The sequence below is a fragment of the Burkholderia sp. BCC1988 genome (assembly GCF_905339895.1).
GTDB lineage: Bacteria > Pseudomonadota > Gammaproteobacteria > Burkholderiales > Burkholderiaceae > Burkholderia.
The window spans coordinates 186,297-201,975 of sequence record NZ_CAJPHA010000005.1 but is presented as its reverse complement, the minus strand read 5'-3'; the positions used below and the strand labels follow the sequence as shown (position 1 = coordinate 201,975).

12 protein-coding genes and 1 pseudogene are annotated in these 15,679 nt (G+C 67.3%); 8 read left to right on the top strand and 5 right to left on the bottom strand.

Going from position 1 to position 15,679, the window contains the following annotated elements; translation table 11 throughout:
• The first annotated feature begins 109 nt into the window (after positions 1-109).
• The gene (locus tag U4012_RS09240) at positions 110-1,582 is read left to right on the top strand and encodes an OprD family outer membrane porin (protein WP_321797900.1); all 1,473 of its coding nucleotides are present in this window, start codon (positions 110-112) and stop codon (positions 1,580-1,582) included.
• Between the two features lie 68 nt (positions 1,583-1,650).
• On the opposite strand, the gene U4012_RS09235 is transcribed toward U4012_RS09240, so the two are convergent.
• The 3 genes and pseudogenes from U4012_RS09235 to U4012_RS09225 form a co-directional block, all read right to left on the bottom strand.
• Positions 1,651-2,643: a DedA family protein/thiosulfate sulfurtransferase GlpE gene (locus U4012_RS09235; RefSeq protein WP_321797898.1), complete on the bottom strand. Its 993-nt coding sequence runs from the start codon at positions 2,641-2,643 to the stop codon at positions 1,651-1,653.
• Between the two features lie 163 nt (positions 2,644-2,806).
• Entirely contained in the window at positions 2,807-3,082 is a 276-nt protein-coding gene (locus tag U4012_RS09230; RefSeq protein WP_044844996.1) for a hypothetical protein, read from the bottom strand.
• Between the two features lie 234 nt (positions 3,083-3,316).
• Positions 3,317-4,006: pseudogene (locus tag U4012_RS09225) on the bottom strand (phospholipase domain-containing protein); the annotation flags it as partial.
• A gap of 332 nt (positions 4,007-4,338) precedes the next feature.
• Between U4012_RS09225 and U4012_RS09220 the strand changes: the two are divergent.
• Both U4012_RS09220 and U4012_RS09215 read left to right on the top strand, forming a co-directional pair.
• The gene (locus tag U4012_RS09220) at positions 4,339-4,839 is read left to right on the top strand and encodes a GNAT family N-acetyltransferase (protein WP_124921176.1); all 501 of its coding nucleotides are present in this window, start codon (positions 4,339-4,341) and stop codon (positions 4,837-4,839) included.
• 551 nt (positions 4,840-5,390) lie between these two features.
• Positions 5,391-6,974, top strand: a complete 1,584-nt coding sequence (locus U4012_RS09215; protein ID WP_321797893.1) for a thioredoxin family protein — start codon at positions 5,391-5,393, stop codon at positions 6,972-6,974.
• A 48-nt stretch (positions 6,975-7,022) separates the two neighbouring features.
• Here U4012_RS09215 and U4012_RS09210 read toward each other — a convergent pair whose 3' ends face one another.
• Both U4012_RS09210 and U4012_RS09205 read right to left on the bottom strand, forming a co-directional pair.
• Positions 7,023-7,274, bottom strand: a complete 252-nt coding sequence (locus tag U4012_RS09210) for a DUF4148 domain-containing protein (protein WP_124486051.1) — start codon at positions 7,272-7,274, stop codon at positions 7,023-7,025.
• A gap of 457 nt (positions 7,275-7,731) precedes the next feature.
• Entirely contained in the window at positions 7,732-9,135 is a 1,404-nt protein-coding gene (locus U4012_RS09205; RefSeq protein ID WP_044845000.1) for a GntP family permease, read from the bottom strand.
• A 326-nt stretch (positions 9,136-9,461) separates the two neighbouring features.
• On the opposite strand from U4012_RS09205, the gene U4012_RS09200 reads away from it, so the two are divergent.
• The 5 genes from U4012_RS09200 to U4012_RS09180 all read left to right on the top strand — a co-directional run bounded on the left by U4012_RS09200 (position 9,462) and on the right by U4012_RS09180 (position 15,244).
• Complete coding sequence (locus U4012_RS09200) at positions 9,462-10,949, top strand: sigma-54 interaction domain-containing protein (RefSeq protein ID WP_321797890.1); 1,488 nt, start codon at positions 9,462-9,464, stop codon at positions 10,947-10,949.
• A gap of 66 nt (positions 10,950-11,015) precedes the next feature.
• Complete coding sequence (locus tag U4012_RS09195; RefSeq protein WP_321797888.1) at positions 11,016-11,555, top strand: BON domain-containing protein; 540 nt, start codon at positions 11,016-11,018, stop codon at positions 11,553-11,555.
• Positions 11,556-11,616: 61 nt separating this feature from the next.
• Positions 11,617-11,901: a hypothetical protein gene (locus U4012_RS09190; protein WP_235879175.1), complete on the top strand. Its 285-nt coding sequence runs from the start codon at positions 11,617-11,619 to the stop codon at positions 11,899-11,901.
• Positions 11,902-12,005: 104 nt separating this feature from the next.
• A complete protein-coding gene (locus tag U4012_RS09185; RefSeq protein ID WP_044845003.1) occupies positions 12,006-12,302 on the top strand; it encodes an H-NS family nucleoid-associated regulatory protein in 297 nt (98 codons plus the stop codon).
• Between the two features lie 572 nt (positions 12,303-12,874).
• A complete protein-coding gene (locus U4012_RS09180; protein ID WP_321797885.1) occupies positions 12,875-15,244 on the top strand; it encodes a GNAT family N-acetyltransferase in 2,370 nt (789 codons plus the stop codon).
• Positions 15,245-15,679: the final 435 nt, after the last annotated feature.

The window sequence follows — 15,679 nt, the reverse complement described above, 5'->3', positions numbered from 1 at the left end:
GAATGATCTTCGCGCCGCGGGTAAAGGCGCGTCCTTAACCGGGCTCGCCGGGGGGCTGGAAGCGGATCGCAACCGGCGTGGACGACATCAACACAAGACGAGAATGACGATGAACAAGCAAAAGACGATCGGGACGGCATCGAAGATGCTGCTTGCATGGGGCTTGCCGGCGCTGGCCGGCGTATCGCTGAGCGGCGTGGCGTACGCCGACGACGCGGCCCCCGCACCGCTGACGGTCGCGCAGGCGGCGCCGTCCGCCGGCGCAGGCACATCGGTTGCGCAGGCAACGACCCCGAACGCCATTATCAACGCCGAGGCGACCCAGGCCGTCACGCCGCCCGACGAGCCTTCGGCACAGTCGAAGTCGAACGGCTTCATTGCCGACAGCCACCTGAATTTCCTGTTCCGCAACTATGCGGACACGCTCGACAACAAGGGCGGCCCGCACCGTCACGCGTGGGTCCAGGGCGCGATGGCGAACTTCGAGTCGGGCTACACGACCGGCCTGATCGGCATCGGCTTCGACGCGTCGCTGTATGCGGCGCTGAAGCTCGACGGCGGTGCCGGCGCGGGCAGCATGGTGCACATCGCGAAGGGCGGCGGCGGTTCGAACCAGCTCGCATGGGCCTATCCGGGCATCTACGACGTGAAGGCGCGCATCTCGAACACGGTGGTCAAGTACGGTCTGCAGGCCGTCGACAACCCGTTCATGGAACAGCACGACAACCGCGCGCTGCCGCCGACGTTCCTCGGCGCGACGATCGTCAGCAACGAATTCAAGAACGTGATGCTCGAGGCCGGCAGCTTCACGAAGACCGATGCGCGCGGCCACACGACGCTCACCAACCTCACGACGCAATACGGCGGCACGCGCATCAATCGCCTGACCTACGTCGGCGGCACGTGGGATTATTCGCCGGACGGCGAAGTCGCGCTGTACGCCAACCAGGCCGACGACGTGTGGCACCAGTACTACGCGTCGGTGAAGCACAGCATCGGCGATACGAAGTCGATCAAGTGGACCGGCTTTGGTAACGTTTACTCGACGCACGACACGGGCGACGCGCTGCAGGGCAAGATCAACAACAACGCGTACAGCCTGTCGGTGGCCGCGCAGCACGGCCCGCACGAACTGCTGCTCGGTTATCAGCAGGTGCTCGGCGACCAGTTCTTCGACTACCTGAACGAAACGAACGGCATCTTCCTGACCAACTCGATGGACGTCGACTACAACGCGCCGCACGAAAAGTCGCTGCAGCTGCGTTACACGTTCTACGGCAAGGAAGCGGGCCTGCCGGGCTTCAAGGCGATGGTCTGGGGCGTGACGGGCTGGGGCGCGGACGGCAGCGCAGGGGCTGCGAACGATCCGAGCAAGTCGAGCATCTACTGGAGCAACGGCGCGCCGGTGCAGGGCCGTCACCACGAGTTCGGCTTCATCCCGTCGTACACGTTCCGGAGCGGCAAGCTGAAGGACACGAAGGTCACGTTCATCGCGATGTGGCACACCGGTTCCACGCATACCGCGGACGCGACCAACAAGGAGTACCGCCTGGTCGTGAACGTGCCGCTGCACGCGTTCTGATCGAAGGGGGGACGCAACGTCCCCTTCAGTCGTTTTCGTCTCGCGCGGCCGGCCTGCGACCCGTTCGATCAGGCCGGCTTGTGCAACCCCGCCACCGGATCGTTCGCGGTGGGCATGTCCTCCACCAGCGACGTGAGCTGGCGGCCCGTGTCGCGCCAGGCGTCGAGGCCGCCGCGCAGCGGCAGCGCATCGGTGAAGCCTGCGTCGAGCAGGCGCTTGGCCATCAGCGCGGCCGTCACTTCGTTCGGGCACGAGCAATACACGACGAACTTCTGCGAGAACGGATAGCGCGCGACGATGTCCTCGATGTGCCGTTCGTCCGCGAACTGCGCGCCGGGAATCGTGAACGGGTCGAGCTTGCGGTGTTCGGGCGAACGCACGTCGAGCACCACCGGCGCGGCCGCATCGCGCAGCAGTTCTTCGAGCTCGTCGACGCCGATCCGCGCAGTCGCGAGCTGGCGGATCAGCGCGCGGCGGCGCATCCAGCGCACGGCCGCGTAGACGGCCAGCAGTGCGACGATCACCAGCAGTACCGCGCGGCCGAGCCGGCTCGCGCCGGCGAACAGCCAGTCGATTTGCCGATAGAACACGAGCCCCGCGAGGAGGCCGACGATCGTCCACAGCGCGGCGCCGAGCGCGTCGTAGCCGGCGAACGTGCGATAACGCGTGCCGAGCGCGCCGGCCATCGGCACCGACACGAGCGACAGCCCGGGAATGAAGCGGGCGACCGCGAGCACGCGCACGCCGTAGCGGCCGAAGAATCGTTCGGTCTTCTTCACGCAGGTGTCGCGCGACAGCGACAGCCGGCAGATCGTCTTCAGCGTCGTGCCGCCGTAGCGCCGCCCGGCGACGTACCACACGGTGTCGCCGATCAGCGCGCCGAGCACCGACAGCGCCAGCACCGTCAGGAGCTGCGAGCCGATCATCGCCGGATTCATCGCGGCCATCGCGCCGAACAGCACGAGCGTCGGCATCGCCGGTACGGGCAGGCCGATGGCCGCCGCGAGCACGTTGGCGAAGACGAGAAGCGGCCCGTATTGGGCGACGAGGTCACGGAGCATGACGGCTGGCCGAAAAGGAAGCGCGTGTGGAAGGTACGAAGATGGGCCGATTATCGGCCATTTTCAAGCGGACGGCGGGGAATGACGCAAAGCGCCTGACGGCGGCAGGGTGATGCGGGCGGATCGGTGAGCCGGTGCGTTGTGCGCGGCTCACCGGTCGACATCACGAAGGGGTAGGGGTGCGGACGAGCGAGGCGGCGCCGTGGTTTTCGCCAGGCAGTTCGGCGCCGTGCGAGCGGATCGCCGCGATCAGCTCGGCCGGCGTGATCTCGTAGCGAACCTCGCGGTGAATGCCGGGCTTGCGCTCGTCGATGTCGATCAGCAGCACGCTCTTGCCGTCGTCGGTCGATTCGAGCCGGAGCGAGCGCAGTTCGCGGCCGTCGGCCGGGTCATGTTCGGTGAGCAGGGTCATTGCCCCGGATGAGCCGGTAGTGCGCATCGAACCTATCCTCGTATCGTGTGTGCCAGGTTGGCGAAGATGTCGTTGTTGAATGCAGCTTGACGAAGTTTAACGCGAATGGGCCACAACACGGAGCATTTTCGTGGTCCCTGAATGAGGGCTGCACCGGCCATCCTTCTGATGTTTGAGCCGCGCCGGGCGGGCGTTTCGGCCGGATCGGACCGATCCGCGCCCGGCGCCCGGCCGGTGCGCGGCCGGGCGGCGCGGGCGCCGTCAGAAGCGGTCGGCGAGGCCCATCGCCGGGTCGCTGACCGAGTGGCGGCCCGTTTCGACGCGGCCGGCCACGCGGCGGGAGAAGCTGGCGTCGCTGTCGGCGGTGACGACGAAGTCGTACCAGTGGCCGGTCGAGTCGAGCTGCCAGTGCAGCTCCGACCGGCCGCCGGCGCGCACCGTGACTGTCCACGTCGTGCCGGCGTCGCTGCCGTGCCCGCGACCCTGGCTGATGCCGTCCTCGTTGCCGTGGCCGCGCTCGTCGTTCGCACCGCGGCCGGACAGGCCGTACACCTTGTTCGACTTCACCGTGAAGCGCACCGGGCCGCCGCCGTCGTTGTGCAGCCGCAGATGCAGGTTGCCGCTCGCGCCCGCGTCGCCGATCCGGATCTCCGGATGCGACGCGCGCGCCGGCCAGCCGGGCCAGGTCGCCGGTGAAGCGGCGGTGATAGCCGTTCGGGCCGAGCACCCACAGGTCATATTTACCGTCGTCGGCGGCGAGCGCCGCCCAGCCGCCGCGGCTCCACGGCGACACGACCCACATCGGCACGCGCGGGCCCGGCCGTACGGACGGCCGTCGGCCGCGGGCCGGCTCGACGTGGTCGGCGCGAAGTCGTGGTACTCGACGGCGACGTCGGCGTCCGCGAGCGAGCCGTCCGCGTTGCGCGACGGCACATGCGGGCCCGGCGAGTGCCGGGCAGGGCGCGGCCAGTCTAGGGAGCGCAGATGACGTCGGCGTGATGTGGAAATGACAGGGTGTGTCGCGTTTATGACGTTGCGTGCACAACTAATCTGTGACGCGCGGGGAAGACGTCGGAGTGGTCGAAATTACCGATTGCGCTTGGCGACAACGGTCGGGAATTGCCGATTTCGTGAAGCTGGCGTTACGCGATGTGGTTGTGCGTGCAACGGCATCGTGTCGTGCGGCAACCATGTTTCATCGGCGTGAAATCGGATAAGCTCGATGCGTTGTTGCATACGCGCGGCAATATGCCCCGGCCCGATACCTTCGACTCCATCCAGTCATGACCGATATCACGATCCGGCACAGCGAGACGCACGACGTTGACGCGATCCGGCACATCATCGCGCACCCCGCGGTGTACATGAACACGCTCCAGCATCCGTTTCCGTCGCACGAGAAATGGCAGCAGCGGCTCGAACGCCTGCGCGAACAGGGCGTGAGCCTCGTCGCCGAACTCGACGGCGCGGTGGTCGGCCATCTCGGGCTGCATCCGGAGCAGAACCCGCGCCGGCGTCATGCCGCGTCGCTCGGGATGATGGTCGATGCGTCACATCACGGGCGCGGCATCGGCAGCCGGCTCCTGGCCGCCGCCATCGAACTCGCCGAAAACTGGCTGAACATCACGCGTCTCGAATTGACGGTGTTCGTCGACAACCCGGCGGCGATCGCACTGTACGAAAAGCACGGCTTCCGGATAGAAGGCGAGGCGCCGGACTATGCGCTGCGCGACGGTGCGTATGCATCGGTGTTTCAGATGGCGCGGATCAAGGGGCGGCAGTGATGGACGCGTGCTGAAGCGCGTGCGGGCCGGCGCGTCGTTGCATCGGCCGCGGCATGTGCATGCATTGGCCATGCCGTGCGCCTTGTCGTGCCTGCCTCCGTGTACCCGATCGCGTGCAGCGACCGACGGCAGTCAATGCAGCGCCGCATGCAGCGCAGTGGGTGGTCGCGTCGACCGCGCAGGCGCGCACGTCGGCGACGCCACACTTCATATCCATTCGAGAATTAGTTCGTTTTCAACCGGCCGCGCGAATCGTATCGTCGAATGATTTGCCGGTCGCTGTGGTCGCCGCAGTTGGTACTGCTGCGCGGTGTGCGCATGAAGCGGCGGGTCGGGGCCTTTCGCGTCGATGCCTGCGTGATCCCTACGCGATGCCCACGGCCGATGCCGGCATGCGTCGTGCCATCCGTCGATACCCTTCGTCGTTGCATCGCTTCGTCGTGTTTTCGCTTCGCCGTTTCGTGCGCATGGGCCGGCCGTCGCAGCGTACCGGTTCCGCCGTCGCGCGACGCCGCTATCCGCAACCGTCTCTTTCAACGGAACCCGCCGTGATGAAAACCGTCCTCCGTAACCTGACTGTCGCCTGCCTGTTCGCCGCCGCAGGTGCGGCGTTTGCCGCCAACGCGCCGCAGGGCGCTCCCGTATCGGGCCCGTCGAGCGGCGGCGCGCATCTGCCGCCCGGCATCGCTTGGCAGCAGGGCGGCGTCGATGCCGCGTTCGCGCTCGCGAAGCGCACCGGCAAGCCGCTGCTGCTGTACTGGGGTGCCGTATGGTGCCCGTCGTGCAACCAGGTGAAGTCGACGATCTTCAGCCAGCAGGCATTCAAGGCTCGCTCGTCGTTCTTCGTGCCCGTGTATCTCGACGGCGATACCGAAAGCGCGCAGAAGCTCGGCGAGCGCTTCAAGGTGCACGGCTATCCGACGATGATCCTGTTCCGTCCGGACGGCACCGAAGTGACGCGGCTGCCGGGCGAGGCCGATCTCGAGCGCTACATGCAGGCGCTGTCGCTCGGGATGACGGCCGCGCATCCGGTGCGGCAGACGCTCTCGACCGCGCTGAACAACGGCGCGGCGCTGACGCCGGCCGAATGGCATCTGCTGGCCGACTATTCCTGGGACACCGACGGCGCGCTGCCGGTGCCGGCCGATCGTGTCGCGCTGACGCTGCAGACGCTGTCGCAACGTGCGCGTGCCGCCGGCGCGAAGGCGGACGCCGCGCGGTTCGCGCTGAAGTCGGCGGTGGTGGCGGCATCGGACGATCCCGCACAGGCCGGCGCGCTCGACAAGGCGGCGCTCGCCGACGCGCTGCGCGCGGTGTTGTGCGAACCGGCGCTGGCGCGGGCGGATTCGGACGTGCTGGTCGCGGCGCCCGCGCGCGTGGTCGCATACCTCGGCGGCGACGCCGCGCAGCGCACGACGCTGCGCGACGCGTACGACACGGCGCTCGCGCGCCTGTCGACCGATTCGACGCTGTCGTCGATCGACCGGCTGATGGCGCTGCACGGCCGTGTGCTGCTCGCGCGCAATGACGCGCACGGCGGCGCGCCGGCGCTGGTCGACACCGCGCGCAAGCAGATCGCCGCATCGGTGCAGGGCGCCGCGAACGCGTACGAGCGGCAGGCGCTCGTCAGCGAAGCGGCGGACACGCTGACCGACGCGGGGCTGTACGAGGAATCCGACGTCTTGCTGAAGGCCGAGTTGCCGCGTTCGGCGACGCCGTACTACTTCATGTCGGGGTTGGCCGCGAATGCGAAGGCGCGCGGCGACAAGGCCGCGGCGCTCGACTGGTACAGCAAGGCATACGACTCGGCGAGCGGACCGGCGACCAAGCTGCGCTGGGGCGCGACCTATTTCGCGAATGCGGTCGCGCTGGCGCCGGACGATTCTGCACGGATCGAAGCGATCGCCGCGAGCGTGCTCGCGCAGGCCGGCAAGACCAAGGATGCGTTTTATGGGGCGAACCTGCGCGCGCTGACCAAGGTCGTCACGCAACTGAATCGCTGGCGCGGCGGCGGCGCGCACGATGCGTCGGTCAGGTCGGTCGTGAAGCAGTTCGACGGAGTGTGCGCGAAGCTGCCGGCGGGCGATCCGCAGGCAGCGGCATGCGCGAAACTGATCGAGCCGGTGAAGGCGTGACGGCTCGCGACGGAGCGGTCGGGCGGGACGGCCGCGTCGTTGCGGCGATTACCGGGCCGACTCCGGTGATGCACCGCGGTCGTTGCCATATCCGGCACCTTGCTGGCGGGCGATCTTCGCTTCGGCGGAAACGATGCTGGCCGGATAGAACCAGTCGCTCGGCTGGAAGCCGGCCTGCTTGAGCGCCTTCACTTCGGCGCGGACCTGCGCGCGCGTGAGCGGCGGGTTCGACTGCGCTTGCGCGGCGAGCGGGGCGGATATAGCCAGGGCAACGGCAACTGCGTGAATCAGGCGCTTCATGATCGTGACCTCCATGTTTCCAGCTGGGCGGCCGGACTCCGTTTGACGAAGCGGCGGCGGTTGAAAGCAGTGTAGGCCCGACCACGCGCGGGAAAAATGCGATCGCTCCCAACGCAGTGTTCTGCTGCCGGAAACAATGAACGGTGGAGCGGACGGCCCGGATGGCGGCACGTGACGGGCGACAGGCCGTCCGGTCTGCACCGCAATGTGGCGTCGAGTGGTTCCGGTCGGCCGGGGACGAAGTGGCGGATGCGAATCCCGGCGATCCGTGCTGGTTTGCAAGCGGAGGTATCGGGAAGGTGCGGCGCGTCGCGACAAGCATCGCGCTGTGATGCCGCTGCGGCAATGCCGGACCGGTCGAACAGCCGGGAACACGCGGAGGGAGGAAGGCGCGCCGGCCGCGTCGATGCGGCCGGCAGGGTTGGGCGGCGCTCGGAACGCCGCCCGATGCGGCGGCTTACACGAGGCCCGTCGTGTAGTACACGGCGATCACGAAGAACACCGCGAGCGTCTTGATCACGGTGACCGCGAAGATGTCGCGATACGACTCGCGGTGCGTGAGGCCCGTGACCGCGAGCAGCGTGATGACGGCGCCGTTGTGCGGCAGCGTGTCCATGCCGCCGCTGGCCATCGCGACGACCCGGTGCAGCACCTCCATCGGAATGTTGGCGGCCTGCGCGCCCTTGATGAACAGGTCCGACATCGCGGCGAGCGCGATGCTCATGCCGCCCGACGCCGACCCGGTGATGCCGGCGAGCGAGCTGACCGACACGGCCGCGTTCACGAGCGGGTTCGGAATGCTCTTCAGCGCGTCGCTGACGACGAGGAAGCCCGGCAGCGCGGCGATCACGCCACCGAACCCGTATTCCGATGCGGTATTCATCGCGGCGAGCAGCGCACCGCCGACGGCGGCCTTCGAACCGGCGGCGAAGCGGTCGCTGACGCGCTTGAACGCGGTCAGGACGACCAGCACGATGCCGAGCAGCAGCGCGGCCTCGACCGACCAGATCGCGACGACGGTCTTGATCGACGTCGTGACCGGCGTGTGCACGCCGGGCAGCACGTCCGGCGCGACCGTATACGACGCTGCGCCGTACCACTGCGGAATCAGCTTCGTGAACGTGAAGTTCGACGCGCCGACGAGGAGCAGCGGCAGGATCGCCAGCGCCGGATTCGGCAGTGCTGTCGCTTCGACGCGCTCCGGCTCGTTGACGAGCGACGTGCCGTAGCCTTCGCCCTTCGCCATCGCCGAACGGCGGCGCCATTCCAGGTACGCGAGGCCGACGACGATGATGAACAGCGAGCCGATCGTGCCGAGTGCGGGTGCCGCCCAGGCGGTCGTCTTGAAGAACGTGGTCGGGATGATGTTCTGGATCTGCGGCGTGCCGGGCAGCGAGTCCATCGTGAACGAGAACGCGCCGAGCGCGATCGCGCCGGGCATCAGCCGCTTCGGAATGTTGCTCTGGCGATAGAGCTCGGCCGCGAACGGGTACACCGCGAACACCACGACGAACAGCGACACGCCGCCATAGGTGAGCAGCGCGCACACCGCGACGATCACCGCATTCGCGCGCGAGCGGCCGATGTAGCGGATCGCGGCGTGCACGATCGACTCGGAAAACCCGGACAGTTCGATCACCTTGCCGAACACGGCGCCGAGCATGAATACCGGGAAATACAGTTTGACGAAGCCGACCATCTTCTCCATGAAGATGCCGGAGAAGACCGGTGCGACGGCGGCGGGTTCGATCAGCAGGACTGCGCCGAGCGCGGCGATCGGCGCGAACAGGATCACGCTGTAGCCGCGATACGCGGCGAACATCAGGAACGCCAGCGCGGCGAGGACGATCACGAAAGACAAGGGAGTCTCCTAATAGCTTGGAATGGCTTTGGTTGTTGTTCGATCGCGGAGCGCGCCGCGGACCGGCCCAGGTTCTTGCAGATTTCGTGCCATCGGCCGCATTGCGCCGCCGGACATGGGTCCGGCGCAGGCCGGCGGGCCCGCGCCGGCCAATGTCTGAAGATTCTACATAAATCGTCTCCATCCGGAGACGCTTTGGCCGTCGGGACAGCCGATCGAAGCGGGCAGGGCTTTCCCGGACAAGGCATTCCGGCGTGTCTCCAAAATGAGATACTGCGTCCCGTTCCGGAGACATCCGGCCAAGCATACGCGGAGACGACGACACGATGATGAACGACTGGGCGCGCCTGCCCGTCAATTACGGCGACGTGCTGCTGCGCGCCGCCGAGTCGCTGTTTCGGACCTTCGAGGATTCGAGTGCGGGCACGGTGGTCGTCGATCGCGACGCGCGCGTCGTGTGGATGAACGAGCGTTATGCGGCGCGCTTCGGGTTCGCCGATCCGCAGCAGGCGGTCGGCCTCGACTGCGAGGCGGTGATTCCGAACAGCCTGATGCGCGAGGTCGTGTCGACCGGACAGCCGATCCTGCTCGACATCATGGAGACGGGCCGCGAGCCGCTCGTCGTCACGCGCCTGCCGTTGAAGAACGAGGCGGGCGAGACGGTCGGCGCGATCGGCTTCGCGCTGTTCGACCAGTTGAAGACGCTCACGCCGATCTTTTCCCGTTACGCGCAGCTTCAGCAGCAACTGATCGCGACGCAGCGTTCGCTCGCGCAGGCGCGCCGCGCGAAATACACGTTCGCTAGCTTCGTCGGCACGAGCGCCGCAAGCCTCGAAACCAAGCGGCAGGCGCGGCGCGCGGCACAGGTCGATTCGCCGGTGCTGCTGCTCGGCGAGACGGGGACCGGCAAGGAACTGCTCGCGCATGCGATCCACGCGGCGTCGGCGCGCGCGCTCCAGCCGCTCGTGACCGTCAACGTCGCGGCGATTCCCGACACGCTGCTCGAAACCGAATTCTTCGGCGCGGCGCCGGGCGCGTATACCGGCGCCGACCGCAAGGGACGCGTCGGCAAGTTCGAACTGGCCGATCGCGGCACGCTGTTTCTCGACGAGATCGGCGACATGCCGTTGCCGCTGCAGGGCAAGCTGCTGCGTGTGCTGCAGGACAAGGAGTTTGAACCGGTCGGCTCGAACCGGATCGTGCGCGCCGACGTGCGGATCATCGCCGCGACGTCGGCCGACCTGCCGGCGCTGGTCGAGGCCGGCCGCTTTCGCGCGGATCTCTATTACCGGCTCAACGTGCTGACGATTCACGCGCCGCCCTTGCGCGAGCGCGCGTCCGACATCGCGGCGCTCGTCTATGCGACGCTCGAGGAACTCGCCGCGCAGCACGGCCGTGCCGCGCACTGCGAACTGACCGACGATGCGCTGAGGATGCTGTGCGCGTACCCGTGGCCGGGCAATGTGCGCGAGTTGCGCAATACGCTCGAGCGCGCGCTGATGCTGTCGGATCGCTCGGTGATCGATGCGGGTGCGCTCGCGCCGTTCCTCGGGCCGGTGCGCGTGGCGCCGGACAGCGTGCCGGCGGGCACGCGGGCTGTTCCGTTGCCGCTCGGCCGGGACGCGGGCGACGCATCGGGTGCCGCCGGTGTGCCGGTCGTTTCGTATGCCGATGCATTGGCCGCGTGGGAGCGCCAGTTCCTGATCGACGCGCTCGCGGCCTGTGACGGGAAGGTCGTAGAAGCGGCCGCCCGCATCGGCATTGGCCGGGCGACGCTCTACAAGAAACTCGCGGCGCTCGGGATCGACCGCTAGCAAGCGGTGGCCGATGCGCCCGGACATGACGAACGGCACCGGTGAAGTGCCCGACAGGAGACAACGATGAAGCGAATCGGCATTGCCGGATGGCTGGCCATACTGGCGGCGACGTCCTCGTTCGCTCAGGCGGACGATGCGGATTCGCCTGCGGTGCGGCGCAACTGGTACAACGATCCGTTCGTCGCGTTGTCGCGGGGCTTCGCGGAATGCCCGCTGCCGCTCGGCCCGTGGATGACGCGCGCCGAGATGACGGACGACGCGCATTACCGCGCCGAGCGCGGGACCACCTGCTGGCTCGCTCACCGCTGCACGAAACCGAATTCCTATATGTATGACGCGCCGATCGCCGAGGCGGCGAAAGCGCATTTCGCGGGCACCGATCGTCTGCAGGGCACGAGCCTGTGGATCACCGTGCAGCGGCGCTTCATCTATGTCGAAGGGTGCGCCGATCCGGCATTCGATCGGGAGGCGCTGGCGCGCGAACTCGGCGCGCTCCCCGACGTCGAGCAGGTGTTCGTTCGCATCACCGACGATCCGCACCGGGCCGTGCCGTACAAGACGCGCGGACGCCCGGACCGGACGCCGGACCGAGCGCGGGACTGAACGTGTGACGACGGTGCGTGGCATACTCGCGGCATTCAAAAATCGGTTGACGGAAAGAACAATGAATCACATGCTTGCGTCGGTCTGTCGGTGGCCTCGAACGCATTGGCGTCGGGCCGGATTGTTGGCCCTGGTTGCGGGGCTCGGCGGCTGCGGCGGTGGGGCGCCGCTGTTCACTTCTGACGGGCGCCCGACTACGCAGGTGCAGTGCACCGGCAGCGACTGGAGCAATTGCACGGACAATGCCCGCGCCATCTGCAATGGGGAATACGACGTTCTCCAGCAATCGACCGATGACGCCGTGCGAAATCTTCTCTTCGCATGCAAGAGGAAAAGCGGCTATTGATCCCGATATGCCTGGATAAGGAGACCATAATCGGGTGAAGCGCTTTTCCATTCGCTTGGAGTCGGCTATTTTTCATGAATAACACTCACGGAGTCCCATCCAATATGGCGACCTACAGGCAACTGACAGCGCAGCTCGAAAGACTTCAGCAAAAGATCGACAAGGAACGCGAAAAGGCGATTGCCGATGCGATTGCCGCCATTCGGGCGAAAATCGAGGAGTTCGACATTACCGCGGAAGAGCTCGGTTTCCGGCCGATCGGCACTGCTGCCGCCGCGAAACCGAAGCGTCCGTTGCCGCCGAAGTACCTGAATCCGAAGACGGGCGAAACGTGGAGTGGCCGCGGGCGTGCGCCGGCATGGCTCGGCAAGAACCGCGCGCGTTTCCTGATCAAGGACTGACTCCCGAAAATCCTCACCTTTCGTGCGCTGACTGACGGTGCGAACGGCCATGCGGCCGTCGCACCGTTTTGTTTTTGGGTGGCGACAGCACGACTTGAAACCGCGAATTGAACGCCAATGCCGCGCGATTGACGGATCCCGTTTTGCGAATTCACCGCGATTCGACCGGATATCGCCGCGAATTCCGGTAAACAACCCCGCAATTACGCGGCATGCGCGCATTGGCGTTGTCGATCGCCGCGGTGCTGACGTACCGCCGATTGCCGTCACCTCTCGCGCATTGGCGCATTGCGCCGTGCAATTCCCGAAGTTGCTCACCATGGTTCCTGTAAATCCTCACCTTTGAAGTGACGGCCGGATGACCGCATCGTGTCGCCTTCGCCCATTGCGTCGTGCGAAGGCGTCGGCGACCGGCCCATGTTGCGGGCATTGATGCGCGTCGCACAGTTGGCCGTTCGGCATATAGGCAGCCGCATCGGGTTCGCCTATGCTTGGAGTTCGCGTCGACCGGTGCACGGCCATCCGTGCCTGTGTGCCGGTCGTGTCGTCTTTCGTTACCGTATGGAGCCGATGTGACCGTCCGCCATCTCGATGCGTTATTCCAGCCCAGCTCCGTCGCGGTCGTCGGTGCATCGTCGCGCGCGGGCAGTATCGGTGCGATGGTGTGGGCGCGCGTGCTCGACGGCGCGTTCGACGGGCCCGTGTGGCCCGTCAATCCGAAGCATCGCGAACTGAACGGGCACACGGTCGTGACCGATGTCGACCGGCTGCCCGCGCCGCCGTCGGTCGCCGTGATCTGCACGCCGCCTGCCACGTGGGCCGGCATCGTACGCAAGCTCGGCGAGATCGGCACGCGCGTCGCGGTGATCGTCGGCGAGGCGCGCACCGACGCCGATCGCGCCGCGCTCGATCGCACGCTCAAGGCCGCGAAACCGTTCGTGCTCCGAATCGTCGGGCCCGGCAGTCTCGGCGTGCTGTCGCCCGCGCGGCATGCGCATTTCGGCGCGCCGGCCTATACGGCACGATCGGGCGGCGTCGCGTGGGTGTCGCAATCGAACGCGCTGACGAACGCAGTACTCGGCTGGGCCGATGCGCGAGGCCTCGGTTTTTCGCATGTCGTCGCGCTGGGCCGCGAAGCCGACGTCGACGCGGGCGACGTGCTCGACTATCTCGCCAGCGATCCCGGCACGCGTGCGATCCTGCTGGAACTCGACACCGTGTGCGCCGCGCGCAAGTTCATGTCGGCAGCGCGCGCGGCGGCGCGCAACAAGCCGGTGCTCGCGCTGCGTACCGGGCGCGCCGATCCCGGCGACGCGCTTTACACGGCGGCGTTCCAGCGCGCGGGGTTGGTGCGTGTCGATGCGCTCGACGATCTGCTCGACGAGATCGAGACGCTCGGCGTCGGGCGCGTCACCGCGCGCGGCGCGGCGACGCTCGTGACGAGCGACGCAGGCGTCGCGAAACTCGCGGTCGATGCGGTCGCGGAGGTGCGCGACGTGCTGGCCGACTGGCCGGCGGCGGCCACGTCGGCGGTCGCGGTCGCGCTGCCGCATCTGGCCGCCCCCGGCAATCCGCTGACGCTCGGCGACGATGCGCGTCCCGAACATTTCGGCGCCGCCATCGAGGCGCTCGCGCCGTTTCCGCAAACGGGCACGCTGTTCGTCGTGCATTCGACGTCTCACAGCGCGCCGGCCGACGCGGTCGCGCGCACGCTGATCGAATCGCGGCAGTACGCGTACCGCGGCATCCTCGCGTGTTTCTTCGGTGCGGTCGACGCGGCGACGCGCGACGCGCTGCACGCGAACGGCATTCCCGTGCACACCACGCCGCAGCGGCTTGCGCGCGCATACGCACGGCTCGTCGACTACAACCTCGGGCGGCAGTTGCTGATGCAGACGCCCGAGGGCACGCCGCCGCAGCCGGCCGAATGCGTTGCATCCGCGCAGGCCGAGGCGCGACGGATGGTCGAGGCCGGCGAGCATGAACTGGCCGGCGAAGCGGCGTTGCATTGGCTCTCCCACTTCGGCCTGCACGGCGAGCCGGCCGATTCACCGGCCGACGAATCGGCCGGCGCCAGAATCGTCGACGTCACGGTCGACATGTACGACGATTCGAACTTCGGCCCGGTGTTCCGTTATGCCGTGCCGCCGGCGGATGGCGTATCGGCGCCGTTCGTCGTGTACGGGCTGCCGCCGTTGAATACGGTGCTCGCCCGCGCGGTGATGGAGCGTTCGCCATATGCGCGCCGCACGCCCGTCGAACCCACGCTCGATGCGCTGACGGCACTGTCGCAAGTCGTTTGCGACGTGCGCGAAGTCGTCGCGATGTCGGTCACGCTGCGCGTGCTGTCCGATCGGGCATACGTGGTCGGGCCGCGCATCACGGTGGCGGCCGGGCGCAGCCGGCTCGCGATCATGCCGTATCCGCGCCATCTCGAGCAGACGCTCGAATGGCGCGGCGAGACCGTGACGATCCGTCCGATCCGTCCGGAAGACGAGGAAGCACACAACGAACTGCTCGGCGCGATGACGCCGGACGATCTGCGGATGCGGTTCTTCGGCGCGGTGCGCAGCTTCGATCATTCGCAAGTCGCGCGCATGACGCAGATCGACTACGACCGCGAGATGGCCTTCATCGTGTCGTTCTCCGACGCGTCGGGCCGGTCGCACACGCTCGCGGTGGCGCGTGCGGTTACCGATCCCGACAACGAGACGGCGGAGTTCGCGATCGCCGTGCGGCCCGACCAGAAGGGCAAGGGCCTCGGGCGGCTGATGATGACCCGCATCATCGACTATGCGCGGTCGCGCGGCACCGGATGGATGATCGGCGAGGCGCTGCGCGAGAACACCGCGATGATCTCGCTGGCGAAGTCGTGCGGCTTCGCCGTGTCGACGACGGAGGAACCCGGCGTGGTGGGGTTCAGGATGAAGCTGCAACCGTAATCGCGTGGGTGAGCGTGCTCGCGCGTCCGGCGGCAGCGTGCAGAGTCGGTACGGCATGCATGATGTCGATGGTGTACAGGCACTGCCGAGCGAATTCGTCGACGTTCGGCATGCCGATCGTTCGACTGGTTCGCTCGATTGCGTGGATCTGTACGACAGTCGCTCGGTGACCGGCGGGAAACGGCGAACGCGTCGAGTCACGGCATCCGCGGCGGGCGCGTTGCGTGTGCCGATGACCTCCGCGTATCACCGGTTCCGGGGTGTCATGGTCGAGCGCATGAACTCCGGCATTTCGCATGCGCAGGATCGGGAACAGAGCAAAGGTGAGACTTTTCGGGAGCCACGAGGGAGCTTTTCCGGGAGCTGTCGGGTGAGCCGATACGGGAGCGCTCGGTGAGCCTTTCCGGGGAACTGCCGGTGAGCCCTTGCAGGAAG

What these genes read in the sequence shown, in the direction of transcription:
- U4012_RS09240 (WP_321797900.1), top strand. Translation starts at nt 110, where the DNA reads ATGAACAAGCAAAAGACGATCGGGACGGCATCGAAGATGCTGCTTGCA.
- U4012_RS09235 (WP_321797898.1), bottom strand. Translation starts at nt 2,643, where the DNA reads ATGCTCCGTGACCTCGTCGCCCAATACGGGCCGCTTCTCGTCTTCGCC.
- U4012_RS09230 (WP_044844996.1), bottom strand. Translation starts at nt 3,082, where the DNA reads ATGCGCACTACCGGCTCATCCGGGGCAATGACCCTGCTCACCGAACAT.
- U4012_RS09220 (WP_124921176.1), top strand. Translation starts at nt 4,339, where the DNA reads ATGACCGATATCACGATCCGGCACAGCGAGACGCACGACGTTGACGCG.
- U4012_RS09215 (WP_321797893.1), top strand. Translation starts at nt 5,391, where the DNA reads ATGAAAACCGTCCTCCGTAACCTGACTGTCGCCTGCCTGTTCGCCGCC.
- U4012_RS09210 (WP_124486051.1), bottom strand. Translation starts at nt 7,274, where the DNA reads ATGAAGCGCCTGATTCACGCAGTTGCCGTTGCCCTGGCTATATCCGCC.
- U4012_RS09200 (WP_321797890.1), top strand. Translation starts at nt 9,462, where the DNA reads ATGATGAACGACTGGGCGCGCCTGCCCGTCAATTACGGCGACGTGCTG.
- U4012_RS09195 (WP_321797888.1), top strand. Translation starts at nt 11,016, where the DNA reads ATGAAGCGAATCGGCATTGCCGGATGGCTGGCCATACTGGCGGCGACG.
- U4012_RS09190 (WP_235879175.1), top strand. Translation starts at nt 11,617, where the DNA reads ATGAATCACATGCTTGCGTCGGTCTGTCGGTGGCCTCGAACGCATTGG.
- U4012_RS09185 (WP_044845003.1), top strand. Translation starts at nt 12,006, where the DNA reads ATGGCGACCTACAGGCAACTGACAGCGCAGCTCGAAAGACTTCAGCAA.